The organism is Roseovarius albus (genome assembly GCF_900172335.1).
Lineage (GTDB): Bacteria > Pseudomonadota > Alphaproteobacteria > Rhodobacterales > Rhodobacteraceae > Roseovarius > Roseovarius albus.
The window spans coordinates 90,797-112,352 of record NZ_FWFX01000006.1 but is presented as its reverse complement, the minus strand read 5'-3'; the positions used below and the strand labels follow the sequence as shown (position 1 = coordinate 112,352).

Genomic DNA, 21,556 nt, shown 5'->3' with positions numbered 1-21,556 from the left:
TGGCCTGCCCATTCTTGATTGAGGGGCAGGCCAAGTCTTATTTGTGTACAGGTACATTCACCGCATGTTTCAACACATAGGTATGGATGGAAAATACGCAGGCCTGCGTTTTTGGTAGACGCAGCACACACTGCCGCTCCGTTCTCAAATACGGATATCCTGCACGCAACTCTTCTGACGGAGTCTGACGTGAAACGGGTTGAAACAACGTCGGATCAGCATAATGCAACCGGTTGAACCGCCACAAAGGCCTTCCGACCTGCACACCATCAAACAACCGCTGCACCCGCCGTGCGATTTGATCATCATATTCCGGCACCCTTGCGTGAATCCCAATCAAGGGTCGCCCAATTTTGTCGGCCAATCGCCAACTGGCCGGAAAGCATAACACAGCCCCAACCAAAAAATGTTCTTCACCCTGCTTTTGTAGCAGACAAAAATCATCCTGAACAATATGCCCCAGACTGCCTAAGGGGTCGGCACGATCCACATTGACCACAACGCCATCCGGACGCAGCACTTGGCCTCCGGATACAGCAAAGCCTTGCCCGTTTATAATCAGCCAATCCAGCACATGCTGCAACAGTTCTTCTGCGGCCTCTCGCCCCTCTGGGCGCAGTGCTAACACATCCTCCCGCTGGGTTCGTAAAAGACGCGTGCGTTCAGCCATTTGTGCAGCATAGACATCATCCGTTAGCAGCCAGTCCTCTGCATTGAGAGGTGCGATACCGGGTAAGGACCGCAAATTCTCAACATCATAAGGCGTGCTGCTCTGCAGAATTTCTTCTCTTTGAAACTGTTGCCCAAGCTGCTGTGCTTCAAAATTTGCCATTACCACACCTCTTAGCACTTAAAACATGAGCATTCTGCCTCACCATCACGCTCCTGCCTTGCCGCTGCGCGCTGCTCGGTCTAAACCCGCCACAAGATTTAACCGATATCCGAAAGCCCGTCATATGATTCCTCGCTATTCCCGCCCTGAAATGGTTGCCATCTGGTCACCAGAAACAAAATTCCGCATCTGGTACGAGATCGAGGCCCACGCCTGCGACGCTATGGCAGATCTGGGCGTGATCCCGCGCGAAAACGCGCAAGCAGTTTGGAAAGCCAAGGATGTCGAATTTGATGTTGCCCGTATTGACGAAATCGAGGCCGAAACCAAACATGACGTCATTGCCTTCCTGACCCACCTCGCTGAACATGTCGGCTCAGAAGAGGCCCGCTTTGTCCATCAGGGCATGACCAGCTCCGACGTTCTGGATACCTGCTTCAACGTGCAACTTGTCCGTGCCGCCGACATCCTGATCGAGGATGCCAAGGCCCTACTTGCCGCCCTGAAAACACGCGCATTTGAGCACAAGAACACCATCCGGATCGGCCGCTCGCACGGCATCCACGCCGAACCCACCACTATGGGCCTGACCTTCGCGCGTTTCTACGCCGAAATGGACCGCAACCTGCGTCGTCTCCAAACCGCCCGCGAAGAAATTGCCACCGGTGCAATCTCAGGCGCAGTTGGCACATTCGCCAACATCGACCCTGCAGTGGAAGAGCACGTCTGCAAAGAACTCGGGCTAGAGCCAGAGCCGATTTCAACCCAAGTCATCCCTCGTGATCGCCATGCCGCCTTCTTTGCGGCGCTTGGCGTTGTGTCCTCGACCGTTGAAAACATCGCGACAGAAATTCGCCACATGCAGCGCACCGAAGTGTTGGAAGCGGCTGAATTCTTCTCGATGGGCCAAAAAGGCTCTTCCGCGATGCCGCACAAGAAAAACCCGGTTCTGACCGAAAACCTGACTGGCCTTGCCCGCCTGGTGCGCATGGCTGTTGTGCCCGCACTGGAAAACGTGGCGCTGTGGCACGAACGCGATATCTCGCACTCATCAGTCGAGCGTAACATCGGCCCAGATGCGACCATCACGCTCGACTTCGCCTTGGCCCGCCTGACCAGCGTCATCGAAAAACTGCTGGTCTATCCAGACAACATGCTGGCCAATATGAACAAGTTCCCCGGTCTGGTCATGTCGCAGCGTGTCCTGCTGGCACTGACACAAGCCGGTGTTTCACGCGAGGATTCCTATAAAATGGTGCAACGCAACGCCCTAAAAGTCTGGGAAACCGGATGTGACTTCAAAGGTGAACTGCTCGCCGACGAAGACGTCGTCAAAGCGCTAGGCGTGGAACAAATCGAAGAGAAATTCGACCTTGGCTACCACACCAAACACGTCGATACGATCTTCAACCGCGTCTTCGGCGAAAGCTAATGCGCTTCACATAAGCGTTACGGACCGAATAATCCTGCATCTGGTGTGTTTTGAATGATAGAATTTCATTAAGACACACGCCTGCAGGAGGTCCCATGCTTCGTCCCCTACTCGCCGCCGCCATTCTCGCCCCTAGCCTTGCTCTCGCTTCCGGCGGTGGCGGATCTTCCGCACCAAAACCGTCCGAGACGACCCAAACCTGCACTGGGGGCAAAGTCTGGGACAAAAAAACCAAATCTTGCGTCGATCCACAACACAGTTTCCTGAGCGACGATGAGCTGTATCAGGCCGTTCGCGAATTCGCCTACTTCGGCGACTTGGCACACGCTCAGTCGGCTTTGTCCGCCATGTCAGATCAAGACGAAGACCGCGTTCTCACCTACTGGGGGTTCACCTATCGCAAACTGGGTGAGATTGATCGCGGCATGGCTTATTACCGCGCCGCCCTCACAACGAACCCTGCCAACATTCTGGCCCGTTCGTACATGGGGCAAGCCCTGGTCGAACAAGGTGATTTGCAGGGCGCGCGCCACCAATTGTTGAAAATCCGCGAATTCAATGGCAAAGGCACCTGGGCTGAAACTGCGCTTTATAACTCGATCACCACCGGCCAAACCTACAGCTATTAACAAGCCCCTGCCGTTTTCTACGCTGCTATGCTATACTGCGCGGCAGATGCAGGAGACTGACAGATGAAAATTGCAACGATTCTCGCCTTTGCCCTTAGCCTGAGTGCCGGACAAGCCGCTCTGGCCTGCAGCAAACACAGCAAACAAACGATGTCCTGTGCGGAAGGTACGGTTTGGAACGTTGACAGCCACAGCTGCCAGCCGCAAACCAGCAGTTAACTTTCTGCCTTGCGGCGCATTTCTTCCAATTGCTTGGCCCCCTTGTCCGCCATCGGACCAATACCGTCTTTCCAGCGGCGGTGAATCCAGAACCATTGATCCATGCGCTGGCGCACCTGTGCCTCCAGCCGGTCGTTGACCTCTTGCGTCATCGTCACCGGGTCAGAATGCGGCACCGGCTCCTCAACCAGAATGTTGAAATCCAACCCGTTTTCCGCGCGAATGCCCCAAACCGGCACCAGTGGCGCGTCAAATTTAAGCGCCAATTCCGCTGTGGCGAGTGGAGAAAGCGCCGGTTTTCCAAAGAATTGAAGCGGCACACCGTCATGTGCATTCAAGTCGGTCAGGATGGCCAGAACCCCACCTTTGCGCAGGTGTTTAACCATCTGCATCATGCCGCGGCGGCCTTGTTCGAACATCGGCTCTGACAGCGATCGCATTGCCTCGGTATAGCGCACGTTGAACCAGTTGTTTGACATCGGACGATAGAACACTCCCATCTCAAACCCCTGTTCGATCATCGCAACACGTGCGGCATTGAAGCTGCCAAAATGCCCGGTGACAAAGATGACTGGCTTGCCTAGCTCGCGCGCCTCACGAATGGCGGGCAAGCCTGGCCCGCTTACCGGTGAATGCCGGGTCCGTTCGGTAAAGGCCTTGTGAGAATAAAGCTCGATCATATTGCGCCCAGCCCCATCCGGTACGGCACGCGTCAGATGTCGGATCTCTTCCTCGGGCAGATCTGGCAGCACATATGACAAATTTTCGCGAATGCGTTTGTCATAGCTCGCAATCGGCGCCACAATCCGTGATGTGATCCAGCCGATAAAAGCAATCCGCCAGCGGTAGGGCAGCAACATCGCAAATGCGATTGGCGCATACATCGCCATGCCCACCATGCGGTCGCGGGTCCAAAAGGGCTGTTTTTCGTCACTCATTAGGTCAAAGTCCGGCAAATTCCGTCCGCAGACATACGCTTGCGCCCCTGCGATCACAAGGGGGGGATACTTATTGATACACTTCAATCAGACCCACTTGGCCATCGGTGGCAGGCTCATCAGCACCGCATCGGGGTCGTGCCCCGTGGCCAAACCAAACTTGGTGCCACGATCATAGACAAGATTGTATTCAGCATAGAGACCGCGATGCACCAGTTGCACATCCTTGTCTGCCTCATCCCACGCTTGAACACGTCGTTTATTAACCAAAGGTACGAAGGCCGGTAGAAACGCCCGACCGATATCCTGCGTCAGGGAGAAATCCGCCTCCCAATCACCGCTATTCTGATCATCCATAAAGATGCCACCAACACCGCGCGCGCGCTTGCGATGCGGAATATAGAAATACTCGTCCGCCCATGCCTTCAGGCGCGGATATTCCTGCGCCCCGTGCGGGTCCAGATGCGCCTTTTGGGTGGCATGGAAATGCGCAGTGTCCTCGTCATACTCAATACAGGGATTGAGGTCAGACCCTCCACCAAACCACCACGCCCCCGGTGTCCAGAACATGCGTGTGTTCATATGAACCGCTGGTACATGCGGATTTTGCATGTGCGCGACCAGACTAATGCCGCTGGCCCAAAACTGCGGGTTTTCCGCAATCCCCGGCACGCCACGCGCCGCCATGGAATTTTGCGCTGCCTCACCAAGCGTTCCATAAACCTCGGACACATTGACGCCGATTTTCTCAAACACGCGCCCCCCGCGCATAACGCTCATCAATCCGCCACCGGCATCCGATCCGTCATCTGCCGTGCGATTGGTTTCTCGCACGTCAAACCGTCCGACAGGATGATCAGCCAAGGGCCCACTGTCATGCCGGTCTTCAATTGCCTCAAAAGCCTCAACAATCTGATCTCGCAGATCCCGAAACCAAGCGGCAGCCCGCTGTTTTTGCTCGTGCATCATTGTCTTGTATCGCCTCAGTGCGCCGGAACCATTACCGGGTCCAGCAGGCTGCGCCCACCGTCCACCGTCAGAACCTGACCAGTCATAAAGTCCGAACTATCGCTGGCCAGAAACTGTACGGTTTCCGCCAACTCAGAGGCCGACGCCACCCGCCCTAACGGCGTACGTTCTTCGATTTCTTTGCGATATTCGCGATTTTCCTTCAGCGTTCTCTGCAACGACCCACTCATTACCGAGCCAAAGGCCACTGCATTCACCCGAATCCGATTTTCAGCCAGCGACAAGGCCAGCGATCGCGTCATCTGGTTCAGTGCGGCATTTGACACTGAATAAGCCAGCAACTCGGGGTGTGTATTGCGCGCCGCAATCGAAGACAGGTTGATGATCGCACCGATCACGTTCTCGTCGTCATCATCATCCTCGGCCTGTTTGATCATCCGTCTCGCCACCGTTTGGCTCAGACGCAGGGCCGTCATAAAGTTTTGCTGCATCAGCATCTCGACCGCATCATCTTCGGCACTCAAGGCATCCGACGGCACAATCTGACGCGAGGCGTTGATCAGAATATCGACCTTCTCAAATGCATCAATTGTCGCTGACAACAAATTGGCCTGCGTCAGTTTTTCACGCAGATCCCCGGCAAAATACCGCTGCGCGCTGTCTTCTTCATTTTCGCCCAGCTCGTGCACCAATTGCTTCTCGTCCATATCGGCGAACATCACATTGGCACCCTTGTCGACAAAATGCCGCCCAATGGCCAGGCCAATTCCATTGGCCCCTCCGGTTACAATTGCTGTCTTGCCGGAAATTGAAAATGACATGAACGTCTACCTTTCGTCCCAGTACAGTCCGCGTCTCAGCGCGGCTTTCGCAATGGTTTTTGCCCGTTGAGGATCTTGAACTTACGATCCCCGGCCATTTCGCTGACATGCGCGAAAAGCGCTGCCATGGTTTTTTCATAAGGCAGATGCCGATTGGCGACCAGAAATAGTTGCCCTTGGGGTTTTAGCATCCCCCAAGCCGAGCGAATAAACGCCTGACCCAAATCCGGGCTAGCCGCCCGCCCGGTATGAAATGGCGGATTGGTTACAACTGTATTAACGCGGTCCTGCGGCTGCCAGCGGGTGGCATCTTCCCAATGCAACCACGCGCGCGCATCCGAGATGTTCAGCCGTGCACAAGCCAGCGCATCATGATCCGCCTCCACCAGATGCAACGCTTCGACCTCTTCGCGTTCCAGAATGCGAGCGCTGAGATAGCCCCAGCCACCACCCAGATCGACCACCTGCCCACCCAATTTCTTGGGCAAGCTGTCCGCCAAAAGCTTGGACGCCGGATCAATCCCATCAGCGGAAAACACCCCTGGCAAAGTTTCGAATCCCGGAGCCACTTCTTGGGACTGCGTCGCCCAATCCTCGAACCCATCCCCGGACGGGAACGAAAACAGCTTCCCGTGCGCCTTGGACAGCGGCACTGACGTCTCTGCCCTCTTGCGTACAGCTTTTAGGACCGAATCCGCGCCATCCGTCTTGGCACCATCTATCACAACCAGTCCATCGGTCACCGCCGCCGCCTTGGAAATCATCGTCTGCGACAAAGCCTTGGCCCGGCCCAGAAAAACAATCGAAAGGCTGTAGCGTCCTTCGGGTTCTTGTCCGCAACTAAAGCCACGTCCGGCAAAGTGATCATAATCCGGTCGAAACCCGGTCAGGACATGACAGCGATCAGAAGGCAACGCTGACAGATCCGTATCCATCTTTGGGCCAAACACCGCGATCCGGCCGACTTCAGGCAGCGTCAATTCCCCCTCGGACAGGGCCAGCGACAGGCGCGAAACAACAGCCATATTACTCTTTTTCCATGGTGCACTGCAGCGGGTGTTGGTTGCGGCGGGCAAAATCCATCACCTGCGCCACTTTGGTCTCGGCAATCTCGTGACTGAACACGCCCACCACGGCCACACCTTTTTTGTGCACCGTCAGCATGATCTCAAACGCCATCGCATGATCCATCCCAAAAAACCGCTCCAATACGGCGATCACAAATTCCATCGGGGTGTAATCGTCATTCAGTAGCAAGACTTTATACAACGGCGGTCGTTTGGTCTTGGGACGTGTCTCAACCAGAACCGATGCATCTCCATCCGGTCCATCATCGTCTTGGCCTGACATTTTAATGATACGTTCAATCATGAAAATACACGGTTTGCCTATAAGGTTTCTGCGCAGTCTATATAGCCTCTACTGCCCCGCTGAAAAGAGGGAAGCCGCACAGATCATCCCGCATCAGCCCATAAATGCAACGAAATACAGATTTTGTGCGCTACGACCACTGCCCTTGAGAGAGCTTGTCCACATAAACACGCTAATTCACCAAATAGTGAGCGTATCTTTTTAACTTCACAACCAATCCCAATCTAAAAGACGAGGCGCAGTTGAGTGATGCATGCAGCCCCGTCAGGCAACTACGGGGCGATTTTCTGCATCTGCTCTGCGTACTCACGGCTGCGTGTTCAGCGTTGTGGGGTGTACGTCCCTCAAACGCCGCACCACGAATGCAGCAGCCGGAGAGGCTCGTGACCCCCATTTGCGAGCCTCTCTTTTCCTGTTGGACGTCAGACAAATTTGACCTTTGCCCATAAATTGACCCAACCACCGCGAACCGGACGTTTGTGGCAGTGCCTTGAATGACCGGATGGATCCCAAAGCAAAAAAATGCGGCGCTTTTCGAGAACATCCATTAAACCGGCGAAAACGCGCCAAAACTAATATCTTGGTGCCATCATTTGGCTAGAAGGTTGCTTTCGCGTTGCACACAAAGTCGAGCGGCCACGAGGAGCCCTCCGCTCTAGCCCATCGCAGATTTACTGTAATGATATTTTCCTTTGGTCGGGTAAGTATGCTGATCGGTAACATTTAGCTGTTAAGGCTGAACAAAACAGTTCTCAGTTCATGCAAGAGGAGAGCATTGTGAATACGCCATCAGGACAGTTTTTGCCGAAGTGGTTTTGGATCATCATCGGCCTCCAGATTATCATCGTTTCGGTTTTTGCGTTGTCTACCCTGTTTAACCCTCCACCAGACTTCAACTACACCACAATGGCTTACATCACACGCAACCTGACGGCTGTACTCGCGGTGATCCTGGCTGTATGGTTGCGTAGCCACGCAGCGCTCTTTGTTGCCTTAGCAGCGCGCGTTGTCACCGATATTGTTGATGCTACGACTGTGTTCACGATGAACGCAACCTACCTAAAATCTGCAGTGCCAATGGTCGTCGCGTTGCTGATCATTCCGGCCTTGGTTGGCATGGTCTTTTTGTGGCGGCGGATCAAGCAGGAGAAACGTAGGTCATGAAATCCCAAAAACAGCTACTGATGAAGCTCCTCAAGGGTATCGAAACGGGCGACCCAGAAGCGGCTGCCGTCGTCAACGAAAGCAAGTATATTCAGCATAATCCGCGTACTGGCGAAGGTAGCCCAGGATTGGCGGAACTCTTTGCACGTTTGGCCAAGACAAACCCGAGCGTCACCTTTTACCGTGTGTTCGAGGATGGTGATTTCGCCTTTGCCCACAACGAGTATGACTTTAACGGTGTAGAAGTGGCTTTTGAGGTGTTTCGCTTTGAAGACGGGAAGGCGGTAGAACACTGGGACAATATCCAGATGCTTCAACTTCCGAATCCGTCAGGCCGTACAATGTTGGATGGCGAAACTGAAATCACAGATCTCGACAATACCGAGCACAATCGGAAGATGGCCCGTGAGTTTGTCGAACGCGTTTTAATCGAACGAAATTTTGATTTGATGGCGACATATCTCGCAACTGATCTTATCCAGCACGATCCAGAAATCGCCGACGGCATCGATTCTCTGCGTGCCGCACTCGACCAAGGGCAAAACAGCGCGCCCAAGATTGAACATCAAAAACTCCATCGCGTCCTTGCCCAAGGCAATTTCACCCTGTGCATGATCGAAGGCCACCGGGATGGGGTACATGCGGGCCTATACAGCCTGTTTCGACTTACGGCTGGAAAGATCGTGGAACACTGGACTACATTCACGCCCATTCCTCCGCGCCAGGAATGGAAGAACGACAACGGCAAATTCTAACGCGCAGCCCCAACATGGACTAGGTTCATTAATCAGCGAAAATTGCTATTTTTGGCTAACTGTTCGAATGCAGACCTCCGCGTATTCTGGTCGAAGTGCTGCTTTGTCCGTATAGGCGACATTGGGTCAGAATTGCTTGACGTTTGGACCTATTAGGAATGACAGGCCTCCCTCATCAGATCCAAAAATTTCACACGAAATGTCGAAAGCGCACGGCGTTCCGAGCTTTACGTCTTGGACGTCCTACAAAAGCTTCAGGATATCGTCGGAAAATCCGTACTGTGCAACCGCCGGGTCAATGATGCTCTCTTGCAAAATCGGCCCCAGCGTTTCTGCCACCTTTTCAGGCATGTCCTTTAACACGCCTTTGCGGCTGATGAGTGAGATTGTGCGCGACAGCGGCGCCATCGGCAGATCAAACACATCAATCTGATCGGAAAACCGCCGCGCCCGCATCAGGGCCAAGGGCGTCAATATGGTCCAGCCCTCGCCCTGCCCGACCAGTGCCAGTATAGCTTGATAACTATCCAGCTCAAACCGATGCGGCAATGAAATGTTCTGCCGTGCCAAATGCGACGTGATGAGACGCCCCATATAATGCCGCTGTGTGTATTGGATCAGCGGCAGACGCTTAAGCTGACGCAACACATCCTTGTCGGGGTTGATCACGCCCTTGGGCGCGGCCACCAGAAACCCTTCTTGCAGCAAGGGGTGCACCTCAACCCAGTCCTGCTCGGCCCCCAGCTCTGCCACTACGATTACATCCAGAGACCGGGCATCCAACTGGTCATAGAGGAAATGGCTGGCTCCGGTTTCCAGCAAAAACTGACATCCTTTCAGCTCTCGCGCCATGTGCATCAGCAGTTTCGGCGTCACGTCGGCCTCGAAATCCTCGACCATGCCCAGCCGGAAACGTGTCAGCATCGACAGATCTGACATCGCCAGTTCAGCCCGCGCCAGTGCCGCTTCGTTCAAGATGGCCTGCGCCCTGCGATGCAGGATCTCGCCAGCCGGGGTCAGCCGCACGGGCCTCGCATTGCGCTGCAGCAAGGTGGCTCCCAACGCGCCCTCAAGATTGGTCAACTGTTGGCTCACCGCCGAGGGGCTCGCTCCCAACCGCTTGGCCGCTGCCGAGACCGAGCGTTCATCTGCCGCAGCCATGAACACTTCGATCCCCCACAGGGTTATGCGCCCAGGGCTGTCAACCATTTGAGGTTACTTTCCCAGCTTCGACAGCTTGTCCTGAAGCTCGGACAGTTGTTTCTTAATATCGCTAAGGTCTTCATTGCTGCTCTCGGCGGGTGCAGCACCGGGCGTAGGCACCTTACCCATGCCACTTAATCCACCGGTCATTGCCTTTAAGAACGCCTCTTGCTGAGCGCGCATAGCCTCCATACCTGGCATGCCAGACAATGGATTAGCTTTTGTCATGCTGTCCATAACCTGGCTCTGACTATCGCGCAACATCTCGAAACTTGCGGCCAGAAAATCCGGAACCATACTGGTCGCCTGGTTGCTGTAACTGCGCACAAGGTCTGTTAAAACATTGATAGGTAAAACATTTTCTCCACGGCTTTCATGTTCCGCGATGATCTGCAGTAAATATTGCCGTGTCAGGTCGTCCCCTGATTTCAGATCGATGATCTGCACCTCGCGCCCATCACGAATGAATTCAGCAATGTCTTCCAGCGTCACATAATCGGATGTTTCCGTATTATACAGACGGCGGCTTGCGTAACGCTTGATCAACAACGGTTTGTCAGACTCAGCCACGACTTTCCTCCCAAAAATGCAGCACTGCAGCATAGACTATCCACAAGCCGTGCAAAATAAAAGGGCGAGCATGACGCTCGCCCTTGAAGATCAGACCCAATCGGGAGGATTAGGGGTTAGATCTAAGCTTACTTAGCAGCAGAAGTTGCTTTTTTCGCAGCTGTTGTCACTTCGTCAGCAGCTTTTTTAACAGCTGTTGCTGTTTCTTCTTGCAGGTCTTTGCCAGCCGCCATCATCAGCTCAACAGTTTGTGTCTGAACTGCTTTGGCGATTTCTGCGAATGCTGCGATGTTTTCGGCAGCAACTTCGGCGTTGGCTGATGCGAAATCAGTTACCGCTTTGGCATAATCAGCAGGGTCTGCTTTGGCTTTGCTGACGTCTGTCAGTTTGGCCAGTGTTTCTTTTGTCCATTTGCTTGACAGCTCAGCTGATTTTTCAGCAGCTGACAACGCAACACCTGAAAGCTTCTCGCTCAGGGCCGCTTGGTTTTTGAACGCATCGTCCATCGCTTTTGTATCGACGGGGAACGCGCCCATGATGTCTTTCATGACAGTGTTAAAGTCTTGTGCTTTAGCCATCGTTTCAATCCTTGATTTGCGTCAGCGGGTAATTCCGCTTTCTGCGTCTGCAAACTATATACATGCTGCATTGCAGCATTTCAAGGTTTTTTCTGCACTGCAGCAAATATTTCACAATTCAGGGATTTGTGTTTAATTTCAATCCATTGCCTTGCGACGCACGTAAGCACCCGGTGCAGGCGCCAAAGGTTGATGCGAAGAATCACCCGGCTCGCGGGCCGAAATCTTCTTTCCAGACCGCTTGCGCAGCCAGCTTTCCCAGCGTGGCCACCACGATCCTTTGTGGAACTCTGCCCCCTCTTGCCAGTCATCAGCAGTCAGGCTCAGGTCCTCATTAGTATAGTGACCGTATTTCTTTTTGCTGGGCGGATTCACGATACCCGCAATATGGCCCGACTCGGACACAATAAATGATCGGTCCTTCGCCCCGGTCTGCTGGAAACCGCGGTAACAATCTTTCCATGCCGCAATATGATCCGTCTCACAGGTCACCGCCATCAGCGGGATTTTTACATCACTGATATGAAGCTTTTCACCCAAGATCTCAAACCCGCCATCGATAAGCTCATTACGCTGACACAAGCCGCGTAAATACTGCATCGTCATCTTACCCGGAAGGTTGGCCCCGTCTCCATTCCAATACAGAAGGTCAAAAGCTGGCGGCGTTTCCCCCATCATGTAGCTTTTGATCGCGGGCGAATAGATCAGATCGTTTGAGCGCAGGAATGACATTGTGCGCGACATGATAAAGGAGCGCAGAATCCCCTGTGTGTTCACTTCCTCTTCGATACCGTCGATAAAATCGTTTTGCAGGAAGGGTACAAATTCCCCCTGCTCCGAGAAATCTGTGAGCGCGGTAAAGAAAGTCGCCGACTTGATGCTTTTGTCGCCACGTTTCGCCATAAGCGCCAAAGCCAGGTGCAAGGTGGTCCCGGCGATACAATAACCAACCGCATTCACCAGCTTCACGTTGCAGATTGCTTTTACCTCGCGAATGGCTGCCAGGAATCCATCTTCGATATATTCCTCAAGCCCTACATCTGCAAAAGAGGCATCCGGATTCACCCAGGACACAACAAACAGCGTATAACCCTGATCAGTGATCCACTTGATCAAGCTGTTTTGCTCCTTGAGATCCAGAACATAAAATTTGTTAATCCAGGGCGGAAAAATCACCAACGGAACCGAATGCACCTGCTCTGTGGTTGGCGCATATTGGATCAGTTCCATCATTTTATTTCGGTACACCACCTCGCCCGGCGATGTGGCCACGTTTTCACCCAATTCAAAGGCACTCTCATTTGCGAGCCGCACAACCAGCTCGCCATTGTTAGCCTCCAGATCGGCGACAAGGTTTTCCAACCCCTTCACCAGACTGGCTCCTTCCGTCTCCACCGCCTTTTCCAATGCATCCGGATTGGTGCCCAGAAAATTGGTCGGACTCATCATGTCAATGATCTGACGCGAGAAATAATCCAGACGCTGCTTGTCAGTCTGATCCAGATCCTCGATTTCTGCCACCGCTTGCCGAATGGTTGCTGCGTTGGTGGCATATTGCTGCTTGACGTAATGGAAATAGGGATTGGTTTCCCAAAGCGGGTTGGCAAAACGCCGGTCCCCCTTCAGCGGATCATCACCCTGTTTTTCCGGGGCAGTCTGACCCTGCGCCATCGCCTGCTGCGCTTCCATAAAATGGCGCACGGATTTACCCCAATATTCCAGCTGCTGCTCATAAATCCGGCTGGGGTTTTCCAGAAATTCCGCCCAATAGGTCGTTGCTGCGCGTGCAAAAAGGTCTTGCGATGGGCCGTTCAATGTCGGATTCGCCGGCTTACGCACCGATAGGGCCTGCACCAAACGTTGCGATAATGCCTCTACTTGCGCAAGATTCTGATTTAACCGCTCAAATTTCTGTTCGGAAATGTCCTCATGCGTTGCCATTTTAACGAATCTTCCTTAACTTTCTGCTGTGCAGCATAATATCGCCGGGTCACAGGTTTGTAACAGAGTCTACCCGTACGCCACGCAGGAGACCAGTACATGCGTTACATGATGACCTACGATCTGATGGAGACCATCCGCAATACCAATCAGTGGTTGGGTGCCTCTGCTCTTTCCATGGCATCATACCCTCTTTTCAGCATGACACCAAACCCTGCGCTGCAATGGATGGCCGCCTGGGGCGAAGTGACGGAACGTAGTTTTCAACGCATGGTCGTTAAACCCGACTGGGGCATCGAATCCATCACCGGCGAAGACGGTCGCGACCATCTGATCAATGTCGAGACCGTGATCGAGCGCCCTTTTGGCGATTTGATTCACTTCGCCGTTCAGGGTCGCGAAGAAATGGACCGCCGCGTGCTTTTGGTGGCCCCGATGTCCGGCCACTACGCCACATTGCTGCGCTCTACTGTGAAATCCCTCCTGCCGGATTGCGAGGTCTATGTCACCGACTGGCATAACGCCCGCGACATTCCCGTTTCCGAGGGCAAGTTCGACGTCGAAGATTATACGCTTTATCTGGTCGACTTCATGCGCGAGCTGGGCTCGGACCTGCATGTCATCGCGGTTTGCCAACCTGCGCCCTTGACCCTCGCCGCAACTGCTTATCTGGCCGGACAAGACCCCAAGGCACAGCCACGCTCCCTCACCCTGATTGGCGGTCCCATTGATCCCGATGCCGCCGCCACCGAAGTCACCGATTTTGGCCGGCGCGTTACCATGGGGCAACTCAAAGAAACCATGATCCAACAGGTCGGCTTCAAGTACAAAGGCGTGGGCCGCAAAGTCTACCCCGGCCTACTGCAGCTCAGCTCTTTCATGTCGATGAATTCCGAACGCCATTCCAAGGCGTTCAGCGATCAGATCATGCGCACAGCACGCGGTGAGGCCAGCGATCACGATCCGCACAACAAGTTCTACGACGAATATCTTGCTGTCATGGACATGCCCGCCGAATTCTACCTCTCCACCGTAGAGCGCATCTTCAAGGGTCTTGAAGTGGCACAAAACAAATTCACCGTTCGTGGCCATAAAATTGACATCGGTGCAATCACCAATGTCGCTGTGAAAACCGTCGAAGGCGGCAAGGATGATATTTCCGCCCCCGGCCAGTGCGTAGCCGCGCTGGACCTGTTGACCGGCCTGCCTGACAGCAAAAAGGCCAACTATATCGAACCGAACGCAGGCCATTATGGAATCTTCGCCGGTCGCAGCTGGCGCAACAATATCCGCCCCTTGGTACTTGATTTCATCGATGCCAATTCCGAGGCCCCAGCCAAACGCAGCCGCACCGCCCCGAAAAAGAAGAAAAAGGCGACCGCCAAAGCGTAAGCAGCGCTGCCAGAAAACGAAAATTTGGTTAAAATTTTCTATTTTTTAACACTTCGCGCGTCCCAATAAAAAGACGAGGTCATTGGACCTCGCTCTTGCACTGGGGATAACGATGGTGACCAGAGCTAATGTAATCACAGCGATAGCGGGATTTATCCTCTCGGCTGTTCCGACATTGTCTCCGGTTTACAGCGCGACAACACAGGCAGAATTGACGGAAACACAGGCCATACGCAGCCTTCCCACCACGTCAGCTACCTTTCTCAAACCAGAGTTCATGTTCCTGACCCCGTCCAAGTTTGACAACGTGACGAAACTAACTGCTTCCCATGCCACGATCCTGAATTTGTTGAGCACAGGTAAAACACTCTTTGCCGTCAGCTTCGATAACTTCTCCACCCAGCCACATCTTCCAATTTCGTTCACGGCAATGCCAGTTCGCACTCCCTTGGTTCAACATCTGGACGCTCTGGGGTTTATGTGGGACTTTCGCCTGCCTCGCATATACCTACCAATGCGTCATACCCGGAATTAGGGTTTGGTCTAACGCAACTCTGCAAATGTCTGCGTTCAAGCATCCACCCGCATGCGCAGCACCAAAGGTTGATCCAACCAGCCCGTAAGAGCCTCCAACACCTGAGAGGGTTGCTCCAGCGTTGGCAAGTGACCTGCATCAGGTAGGATCCTAAGTTCTGCGAAGGGAATCAACTTCGCCATGAACTCTAATCGCTTCACCGGTACCAAAGTATCCTGCGCCCCCCCCAGTACCATCACCGGCACCTTGCTCTTGCGCAGCTCGGCCTGATAGTCGCGCCGCCGTTGCAACGCCCGGATCTGCGAAATAATCGTCTCCGCCCCGACTGCGCGCGCCATTTCCGCCACCCGCGTCATCACCCCTGCACGTCCCGCGGCCACCGCTAAAGCCTCTGATGGCAAAAGCCCCTCAATCGCGTCTTCCCACAGCCCGGCCTTCAACTTCACAATCCATGGCTCATACTCAGCCGCTGACTGAGGTGTCTCCGGCAAAGGCGTGCAGTTCATCAATGCTACCCTCATCACCCGGTCCGGTGCACGCCGCAACAACTCCATCGCCACGATGCCACCCATGCCCTGCCCGGCCAGCGCAAAGCGCCGTGGCAACACATCCAGCAGATTTGATGCGATATCTTCGATGCGGATGCCTTCGGTAATCGGGGCCATTGTTACCGCCCGGTCACGCCCCAAGACTTCCAGCACGGGGCCAAACGCCCGCACGTCGCACATCAGGCCCGGCAATAATACCAATGGCTCACGCATAATTAAAATCCTGCTGCCTCAATCTCTTATTCTTACCACCTACCCTGCCACAGCCCGGCAACAGGTCAAGCCAAGCGCGGCATTTCTGTCAAAAGTGAGTCTTAATTCCAACACACCGGCCAACCTGCGCGCGCCCAACCCGAGAAGAAGGCCATAGGCCGCCGACGAGATTATCAAGCGCGCGCCAAAGGCGCGCTCCAGTTGGCTCAATACCCGTTCCAGCGAAACGCGCCGTCAGTGCGCAACGCCGAAAACGGATTATGGGCAATCTCCCAGATATGGCCGTCGGGATCAGCAAAATACCCATGAAACCCGCCCCAGAACACCTCTTGTGGGGGTTTGACAATCCGCGCTCCGGCGGCCTCGGCACTTGCCATCAATTCCTTGACGGAACGACGTGATCTCAGGTTATGGGCCAGCGTCACCGCCCCGGTCCCCAGATCCGCCTCCGCAACCCCCAGCTCTGCGGCCAGCGCCATACGCGGATACAACCCCAAAGTTTGGCCAATCAAATCAAAGGCAATCACGCCATCCGGGCTCTCCACTCGTTTCCAGCCCAAAACCTCGTAAAACCGGGTAGACCGTTCCAGATCCGCCACGCCCAAAGTGATCAGAGAAACACGTTGCTCCATTACGCCAGGACCTCTTCGAGTGAACGCTCGATCAGCGCCAGACAGGGCTCATCAGAAAACCGATGGTCCGCCCCTTCCACAAGCGTCAACCGCATATCCGGCCCCTGCGCATGCTCCAGCAATCGCAACGCCACCGACATATCGACATCTTCATCCGCCGTGCCCTGCAGGAATCGAACCGGGAATGGCAACGACAATTCCGACCGCAACACCAGCTGATTGCGCCCATCTTCGATCAGGCGTTTGGTAATTATATACGGCTCGCCATACTCGCTGGGCAGGGCGACTTGCCCCTCTCGCTCCAATGTCACCTGTTGCGCTTCATCAAACCCGGCCCACATCGAATCTTCGGTAAAATCCGGGGCCGCCGCAATCGTCACCAGCGCCGCCACCTTTGAGGGCAACTCGCGCGCGCACAACAGCGAAATCCACCCCCCCATAGAAGAGCCCACCAAAACCTGGCGCCCCTCCGTCAGCGTGGCAATTGTCTCCATCGCATCCGCTGCCCAATCACCGATGCAGCCATCAGTAAAAGCCTCCGACGACTCCCCGTGCCCGGAATAATCAAACCGCAAGAACGCCCGCCCCTGCGCTTTGGCCCAAGTCTCAAGATGCACCGCCTTGGTGCCTTCCATGTCGGATTTGAACCCACCCAGAAACACGACACCGGGCTCCGCCCCCGCTGTTTTATGATAGGCGATCCGCCGCCCAGTTGATGTGTTTAAAAAATCTGCCTGCGCCATCCGCTCGCCTCACCCAGTAAATACCTGAGTCGAGTTTCACCGAATAACGAGGGAAGTTACAAGATGCGTCTCTCAGGCAATCGAGCCGACCCGCATCTCAATCTGCCGAAGCAAACTTAGCTCGGCCGCGCTTTTGACCGAGTTCTTGTAAGCGACACCCATCTCAATGGCCTGCTCTGCAAAAGTGGTTTTTGCGGGCTGGCGATCCATTTCGAAACCAGATTCCTGCTCAGACATTTGAGTGATCTGCAGTGTCATAACGAACTTCCTTACTGTCGCTGCGCCGCCTTCCATATCGGCGACATGCCCCAACGCTATGATCGCACCCATTAGATCGCAACATAAAAATCATTTATTTTCAGTATATTAAAATGAACCTTTGCATACAATCGCGCACAAGACAGGCATACATTTGCACACAATGCCCGTTTCCCCTGTTTTACAGGCATTTGCCCGGCATCGCGCACAAACGCACGCAAATGTATGCCAAAAATAGCCCTGTGTCGGTTATGTGACACTCCCCTTCAACAGGCGAAGACAACGCCAGCCGGATAGCGCCGACGACCAGTAATTGTTCCCAAGGGTTATTCGTAGTCCGGATACCGAACGGCTCGACCAAGCCCCCCGAGAGCTGCAATCATAAAAAACAACGACGGCACCAACGCCATTTCGATCCATTCCATGCGATCTGCCAACCAACCGCCAAGCAGCGTCAGTAAAAACGCAACCGAGAACCCGATGAGCGTCATGCCCGCGCTAAGCCGTGTCACCGCAATGCCTTTCGCTATGGTCGGTGGCAAGGAGATCAATAAGATCAACTCAATCGTGGCTGCAAATCCAGCGACCAGTGCCGAAGCCCACGACAGCCAGCCCTCCATAAAGGCAAACCCTGCAAGCCCGAGGATCGTAAGCAATGCTGAAACAGCAATCGGCCCGCGCAATCCAACCCAACCCGGCCGTATAAGCACAACAAAAGAGGCCAGCAACGGCGTGGCGTTATAAGCGAAATGAAACTCCTCCGCCGCACCGTACTCCCCGCGCGACTGAAGGATGGATCCGGAATAGGCATTCACAACAAAGAAGGCGACCACAGAGCTGGCCAGCAGCAGCCCATATTGCCACACTCGTATATCATCCCATCTCGGCAGCGATCCCTGCTGGCACAGGCCGGGAAGAGCAGCGTTGTCAGTCTCCGCCTGCTCCTTCGGCACCTTGATCAAAGCCACGAGCAAAGCAATCAAAACAATCGGCACGCTCCACAGCACAAGCGCAAACCGCCAATCTCCGCCCGCCAAAGGAAGCACCAAAGGCAAGGTCAGCCCCGCCCCAGACAATTCCCCCATCATCATGCCATTAAGATAAACAGCACTACCCAGTGCGACATGTGTCGGTGTCCAAACTCGCGTGGCTGCTGGCAGCGCTGTTTGAAACACCGCCACGCCCATCCCCATGACCCCCGATGCGAAAAACAACAGCGACGCGGACGATACCTGCCCTCGCGTGACAGAGGCAACCGTCATGACAAGCAACCCGGCCACGATGGCTGCGCGCAGACCAAAGCGTGCGATAATCCACGCCGCCGGAATCGCACCAAAGGCCACCGCCACAACCGGCAACATCGTCAACGCGCCCTCTGCCGCTTCTCCAAGTCCAAAACTCTCCGATATACGGGTCGCCAAGGGCGGTGCGGCCAGAATGGGCACGCGCAACGTCCAGCCCACCAGCCACAGGATGATCAGCATTTTGTAAGGCACCGCTTGGGTCGCAGGATGGGCCGCGCTTTGGTTCATAAGGTCAACTCGCCTAATTCTGATATGAGTTTTTATGTTCCGAACGTCGGAACTTCACCAAATATGCGCTTTATTAAATGAATACCTATCGATTTTATTTGATTCTGATGTTAGATAATCTCACATCATGACCAACATCAGACACCTCCGCGCCCTTCAGGCCTTCGACGAAACTGCAAAACATCTGAACCTCAGCAAAGCAGCTGAGGCACTCAACGTCACCCACGGTGCCGTCAGTCGGCAAATCAAACTGCTCGAGGAATATCTCGGCACCGCATTGTTCCGCCGTCGCCCCGCCGGCGTGGAGCTGACCAGCGTTGGCGCGCAACTGTTCCAATCCACCCGGCAGGCCTTCCCAGCCCTGCAAAAGGGCGTGTCAGAGGTCAAACGCCAGCCCGAACGGCAATCCCTGAAAGTCTCTCTGCCCAACGCCGTTGCTCTCAAATGGCTCGTACCCCGCCTGCCGCTGTTTCAACAAAAACACCCCGGCATTGCGCTGTTTCTGGAAACCGATGATGGCATCACAGATTTCGACACCTCCGAGGTCGACATCGCCCTGCGCTTTGGCGTGCCCAATTGGAACGGTCTTTACAGCGAAAAGATCACAGACGAAGAGCTCGTCGCCGTCGCCTCCCCGGATCTTGTTGGTGATGTTCAACTGCCAATGTCGGCCACAGACATCGCACAACTGCCCCTTCTCTATGACGTCTTCAATGCAGGGTGGGACAAATGGGCAGAGAAAAGCGGCTTAAACCCAGATCAGGTCACCTCGCAGAACATTCAGTATTTCGATAGCGCGGTCTTGCTCGAGGCCGCCATTGACCGCCAAGGTGTTGCCTTGGCCCGGCACCTTCTGGCTGCTCGGGATCTGGAGAATGGTCGGCTTGTCCGGCTGGACAAGCGCTGCATACCGCTCGAGCGCGGGTTACATTTCGTCTGCAGACTTGGTGATCAAGATCGTGTCGCGGTCAGAATTTTAAAGAAATGGTTGCTCTCGATCTGTGTGTGACCGCGATTTTGGCCACACAAAAATCAAAAGTTTCGAATATGAAAAGCGCAGGCATCTTAGCCTGCGCTTGATCGCAAATTCACTGGGACAATCACATTATTCCGGAACGATCTGACCCGGCAGCGAATTTACGGTCATCGTATGATCTGGCTGGAAGTGGATCACTGAACGGATCGACTCACCGGCCTTCAACAGGTCAAACGCCGTGTTGATTTGCCCATGGTTCATATGGTGCGTAATATAGGGATCGACGCTGAAATCACCCTGCAGCCATTCGTCAACCATGCCCGGCAACTCGCTGCGGCCAAGGACACCACCAAATGCAGTCCCTCGCCAAACACGACCAGTAACTAGCTGGAAAGGCCGTGTTGCAATCTCTTGTCCCGCGCCTGCAACCCCGATCACAGTGCACTCGCCCCAACCTTTGTGACAGGATTCCAAAGCCGCTCGCATCAAATCTACGTTCCCAACGGCTTCAAAAGTGTAATCCAGACCGCCATTGGTGATCTCAACCAAAACTTCTTGGATCGGCGCGTCATAGTCCTTTGGGTTCACGCATTCAGTTGCACCCAACGCCTTGGCCAACAAAAATTTGGATGGATTAATATCAATCCCAATAATCCGCGACGCGCCGTTCATCACGGCACCTTGAATAACCGCCATGCCAACTGCGCCGAGGCCAAAGACAGCAACGGTTGAACCAGGCTCAACTTTAGCTGTATTGCGCACAGCCCCCATGCCGGTTGGTACAGCACAACCCATAACCGAGGCTTTTGATAAGGGGGCTTCTTTTGAAATTTTTGCGACCGATATTTCCGGCAACACGGTGTATTCGCTAAACGTACTGGTCCCCATGTAATGCAGGATTTGCTTCCCCTTATATGAGAAGCGCGAGGTGCCATCTGGCATTAAACCGGCACCTTGTGTCTTGCGGATGGTTTGACACAGATTGGTTTTACCCGATTGGATATAAGGGCAATCTGGATCCTCTGGGATATATAGTGGAATCACGTGATCACCGGGTTTAACCGATGTCACGCCACGGCCCACCTCTTCGACAACTCCGCAGCCTTCGTGCCCCAATACACATGGAAATAAGCCTTCAGGGTCTTCACCTGAAAGTGTAAAAACATCTGTATGGCACAGGCTTGTCGTGACAATCCGGACAAGAACCTCACCATCTTTTGGGCCCTCAAGATCGATTTCTTCGATCTCTAGGGGTCGATTAGGTTCCCAAGCAATCGCGGCGCGGGTTTTCATGACATACCTCCT

24 protein-coding genes are annotated in these 21,556 nt (G+C 54.2%); 8 read left to right on the top strand and 16 right to left on the bottom strand.

Going from position 1 to position 21,556, the window contains the following annotated elements:
- Positions 1 to 37: 37 nt before the first annotated feature.
- Positions 38 to 832, bottom strand: coding sequence for a heme-dependent oxidative N-demethylase family protein (locus tag ROA7450_RS10835; RefSeq protein ID WP_085805740.1), 795 nt, complete (start codon positions 830 to 832; stop codon positions 38 to 40).
- A gap of 124 nt (positions 833 to 956) precedes the next feature.
- Between ROA7450_RS10835 and purB the strand changes: the two genes are divergently transcribed.
- From purB to ROA7450_RS20795, 3 genes are all read left to right on the top strand, one after another.
- The gene (gene purB / locus ROA7450_RS10830; RefSeq protein WP_085805739.1) at positions 957 to 2,264 is read left to right on the top strand and encodes an adenylosuccinate lyase; all 1,308 of its coding nucleotides are present in this window, start codon (positions 957 to 959) and stop codon (positions 2,262 to 2,264) included.
- Between the two features lie 95 nt (positions 2,265 to 2,359).
- Entirely contained in the window at positions 2,360 to 2,893 is a 534-nt protein-coding gene (locus tag ROA7450_RS10825) for a tetratricopeptide repeat protein (RefSeq protein ID WP_085805738.1), read from the top strand.
- Between the two features lie 63 nt (positions 2,894 to 2,956).
- Positions 2,957 to 3,112, top strand: a complete 156-nt coding sequence (locus ROA7450_RS20795) for a chitin-binding domain-containing protein (protein ID WP_143534426.1) — start codon at positions 2,957 to 2,959, stop codon at positions 3,110 to 3,112.
- Here the strand turns inward: ROA7450_RS20795 and ROA7450_RS10820 are convergent.
- The 5 genes from ROA7450_RS10820 to clpS all read right to left on the bottom strand — a co-directional run bounded on the left by ROA7450_RS10820 (position 3,109) and on the right by clpS (position 7,211).
- Entirely contained in the window at positions 3,109 to 4,050 is a 942-nt protein-coding gene (locus ROA7450_RS10820) for a lysophospholipid acyltransferase family protein (RefSeq protein WP_085805737.1), read from the bottom strand. The genes ROA7450_RS20795 and ROA7450_RS10820 overlap by 4 nt on opposite strands.
- 87 nt (positions 4,051 to 4,137) lie before the next feature.
- Positions 4,138 to 5,019, bottom strand: coding sequence for an oxygen-dependent coproporphyrinogen oxidase (hemF, locus tag ROA7450_RS10815; RefSeq protein WP_085805736.1), 882 nt, complete (start codon positions 5,017 to 5,019; stop codon positions 4,138 to 4,140).
- A gap of 14 nt (positions 5,020 to 5,033) precedes the next feature.
- A complete protein-coding gene (locus tag ROA7450_RS10810; protein ID WP_085805735.1) occupies positions 5,034 to 5,840 on the bottom strand; it encodes an SDR family NAD(P)-dependent oxidoreductase in 807 nt (268 codons plus the stop codon).
- Between the two features lie 35 nt (positions 5,841 to 5,875).
- Positions 5,876 to 6,865, bottom strand: a complete 990-nt coding sequence (locus tag ROA7450_RS10805) for a class I SAM-dependent methyltransferase (RefSeq protein ID WP_085805734.1) — start codon at positions 6,863 to 6,865, stop codon at positions 5,876 to 5,878.
- A gap of 1 nt (position 6,866) precedes the next feature.
- Positions 6,867 to 7,211, bottom strand: coding sequence for an ATP-dependent Clp protease adapter ClpS (gene clpS, locus ROA7450_RS10800; RefSeq protein ID WP_085805733.1), 345 nt, complete (start codon positions 7,209 to 7,211; stop codon positions 6,867 to 6,869).
- Between the two features lie 777 nt (positions 7,212 to 7,988).
- Between clpS and ROA7450_RS10795 the strand changes: the two genes are divergently transcribed.
- Both ROA7450_RS10795 and ROA7450_RS10790 read left to right on the top strand, forming a co-directional pair.
- Positions 7,989 to 8,375 carry a hypothetical protein gene (locus ROA7450_RS10795; RefSeq protein WP_143534425.1) on the top strand — a complete coding sequence of 129 codons (387 nt, stop codon included), beginning with the start codon at positions 7,989 to 7,991 and terminating at the stop codon, positions 8,373 to 8,375.
- A complete protein-coding gene (locus ROA7450_RS10790) occupies positions 8,372 to 9,130 on the top strand; it encodes a nuclear transport factor 2 family protein (RefSeq protein ID WP_085805731.1) in 759 nt (252 codons plus the stop codon). Before ROA7450_RS10795 ends, ROA7450_RS10790 begins: the two co-directional genes overlap by 4 nt.
- Positions 9,131 to 9,373: 243 nt before the next feature.
- Here ROA7450_RS10790 and ROA7450_RS10785 read toward each other — a convergent pair whose 3' ends face one another.
- The 4 genes from ROA7450_RS10785 to ROA7450_RS10770 form a co-directional block, all read right to left on the bottom strand.
- Positions 9,374 to 10,339, bottom strand: coding sequence for a LysR family transcriptional regulator (locus tag ROA7450_RS10785; protein ID WP_085805730.1), 966 nt, complete (start codon positions 10,337 to 10,339; stop codon positions 9,374 to 9,376).
- A 6-nt stretch (positions 10,340 to 10,345) separates the two neighbouring features.
- Entirely contained in the window at positions 10,346 to 10,903 is a 558-nt protein-coding gene (gene phaR / locus ROA7450_RS10780) for a polyhydroxyalkanoate synthesis repressor PhaR (RefSeq protein ID WP_085805729.1), read from the bottom strand.
- 128 nt (positions 10,904 to 11,031) lie between these two features.
- Positions 11,032 to 11,481 carry a phasin, PhaP gene (locus tag ROA7450_RS10775; protein ID WP_085805728.1) on the bottom strand — a complete coding sequence of 150 codons (450 nt, stop codon included), beginning with the start codon at positions 11,479 to 11,481 and terminating at the stop codon, positions 11,032 to 11,034.
- A 138-nt stretch (positions 11,482 to 11,619) separates the two neighbouring features.
- Positions 11,620 to 13,422 (bottom strand): PHA/PHB synthase family protein, encoded by a 1,803-nt coding sequence (locus ROA7450_RS10770; protein ID WP_085805727.1) that lies wholly within the window; start codon positions 13,420 to 13,422, stop codon positions 11,620 to 11,622.
- 99 nt (positions 13,423 to 13,521) lie between these two features.
- Here ROA7450_RS10770 and phaZ point away from each other — a divergent pair, with 99 nt between their 5' ends.
- Positions 13,522 to 14,814 (top strand): polyhydroxyalkanoate depolymerase, encoded by a 1,293-nt coding sequence (gene phaZ, locus ROA7450_RS10765; protein ID WP_085805726.1) that lies wholly within the window; start codon positions 13,522 to 13,524, stop codon positions 14,812 to 14,814.
- A 112-nt stretch (positions 14,815 to 14,926) separates the two neighbouring features.
- The gene (locus ROA7450_RS10760; RefSeq protein ID WP_085805725.1) at positions 14,927 to 15,349 is read left to right on the top strand and encodes a hypothetical protein; all 423 of its coding nucleotides are present in this window, start codon (positions 14,927 to 14,929) and stop codon (positions 15,347 to 15,349) included.
- A gap of 35 nt (positions 15,350 to 15,384) precedes the next feature.
- On the opposite strand, the gene ROA7450_RS10755 is transcribed toward ROA7450_RS10760, so the two are convergent.
- The 5 genes from ROA7450_RS10755 to ROA7450_RS10735 all read right to left on the bottom strand — a co-directional run bounded on the left by ROA7450_RS10755 (position 15,385) and on the right by ROA7450_RS10735 (position 19,275).
- Positions 15,385 to 16,110, bottom strand: coding sequence for an alpha/beta fold hydrolase (locus ROA7450_RS10755; RefSeq protein WP_085805724.1), 726 nt, complete (start codon positions 16,108 to 16,110; stop codon positions 15,385 to 15,387).
- Positions 16,111 to 16,316: 206 nt separating this feature from the next.
- On the bottom strand, positions 16,317 to 16,742 hold the full coding sequence (locus ROA7450_RS10750; RefSeq protein ID WP_085805723.1) for a VOC family protein: 426 nt from the start codon (positions 16,740 to 16,742) through the stop codon (positions 16,317 to 16,319).
- Positions 16,742 to 17,485 carry an alpha/beta hydrolase gene (locus ROA7450_RS10745; protein ID WP_085805722.1) on the bottom strand — a complete coding sequence of 248 codons (744 nt, stop codon included), beginning with the start codon at positions 17,483 to 17,485 and terminating at the stop codon, positions 16,742 to 16,744. Before ROA7450_RS10745 ends, ROA7450_RS10750 begins: the two co-directional genes overlap by 1 nt.
- Positions 17,486 to 17,557: 72 nt before the next feature.
- Positions 17,558 to 17,815, bottom strand: a complete 258-nt coding sequence (locus tag ROA7450_RS10740; protein WP_085805721.1) for a hypothetical protein — start codon at positions 17,813 to 17,815, stop codon at positions 17,558 to 17,560.
- A gap of 254 nt (positions 17,816 to 18,069) precedes the next feature.
- Positions 18,070 to 19,275 carry an MFS transporter gene (locus ROA7450_RS10735; protein WP_085805720.1) on the bottom strand — a complete coding sequence of 402 codons (1,206 nt, stop codon included), beginning with the start codon at positions 19,273 to 19,275 and terminating at the stop codon, positions 18,070 to 18,072.
- 127 nt (positions 19,276 to 19,402) lie between these two features.
- Here ROA7450_RS10735 and ROA7450_RS10730 point away from each other — a divergent pair, with 127 nt between their 5' ends.
- The gene (locus ROA7450_RS10730) at positions 19,403 to 20,284 is read left to right on the top strand and encodes a LysR substrate-binding domain-containing protein (RefSeq protein WP_085805719.1); all 882 of its coding nucleotides are present in this window, start codon (positions 19,403 to 19,405) and stop codon (positions 20,282 to 20,284) included.
- Positions 20,285 to 20,380: 96 nt separating this feature from the next.
- Here the strand turns inward: ROA7450_RS10730 and ROA7450_RS10725 are convergent, their stop codons facing one another.
- Positions 20,381 to 21,544, bottom strand: a complete 1,164-nt coding sequence (locus ROA7450_RS10725; protein WP_085805718.1) for an S-(hydroxymethyl)glutathione dehydrogenase/class III alcohol dehydrogenase — start codon at positions 21,542 to 21,544, stop codon at positions 20,381 to 20,383.
- Positions 21,545 to 21,556 lie beyond the last annotated feature (12 nt).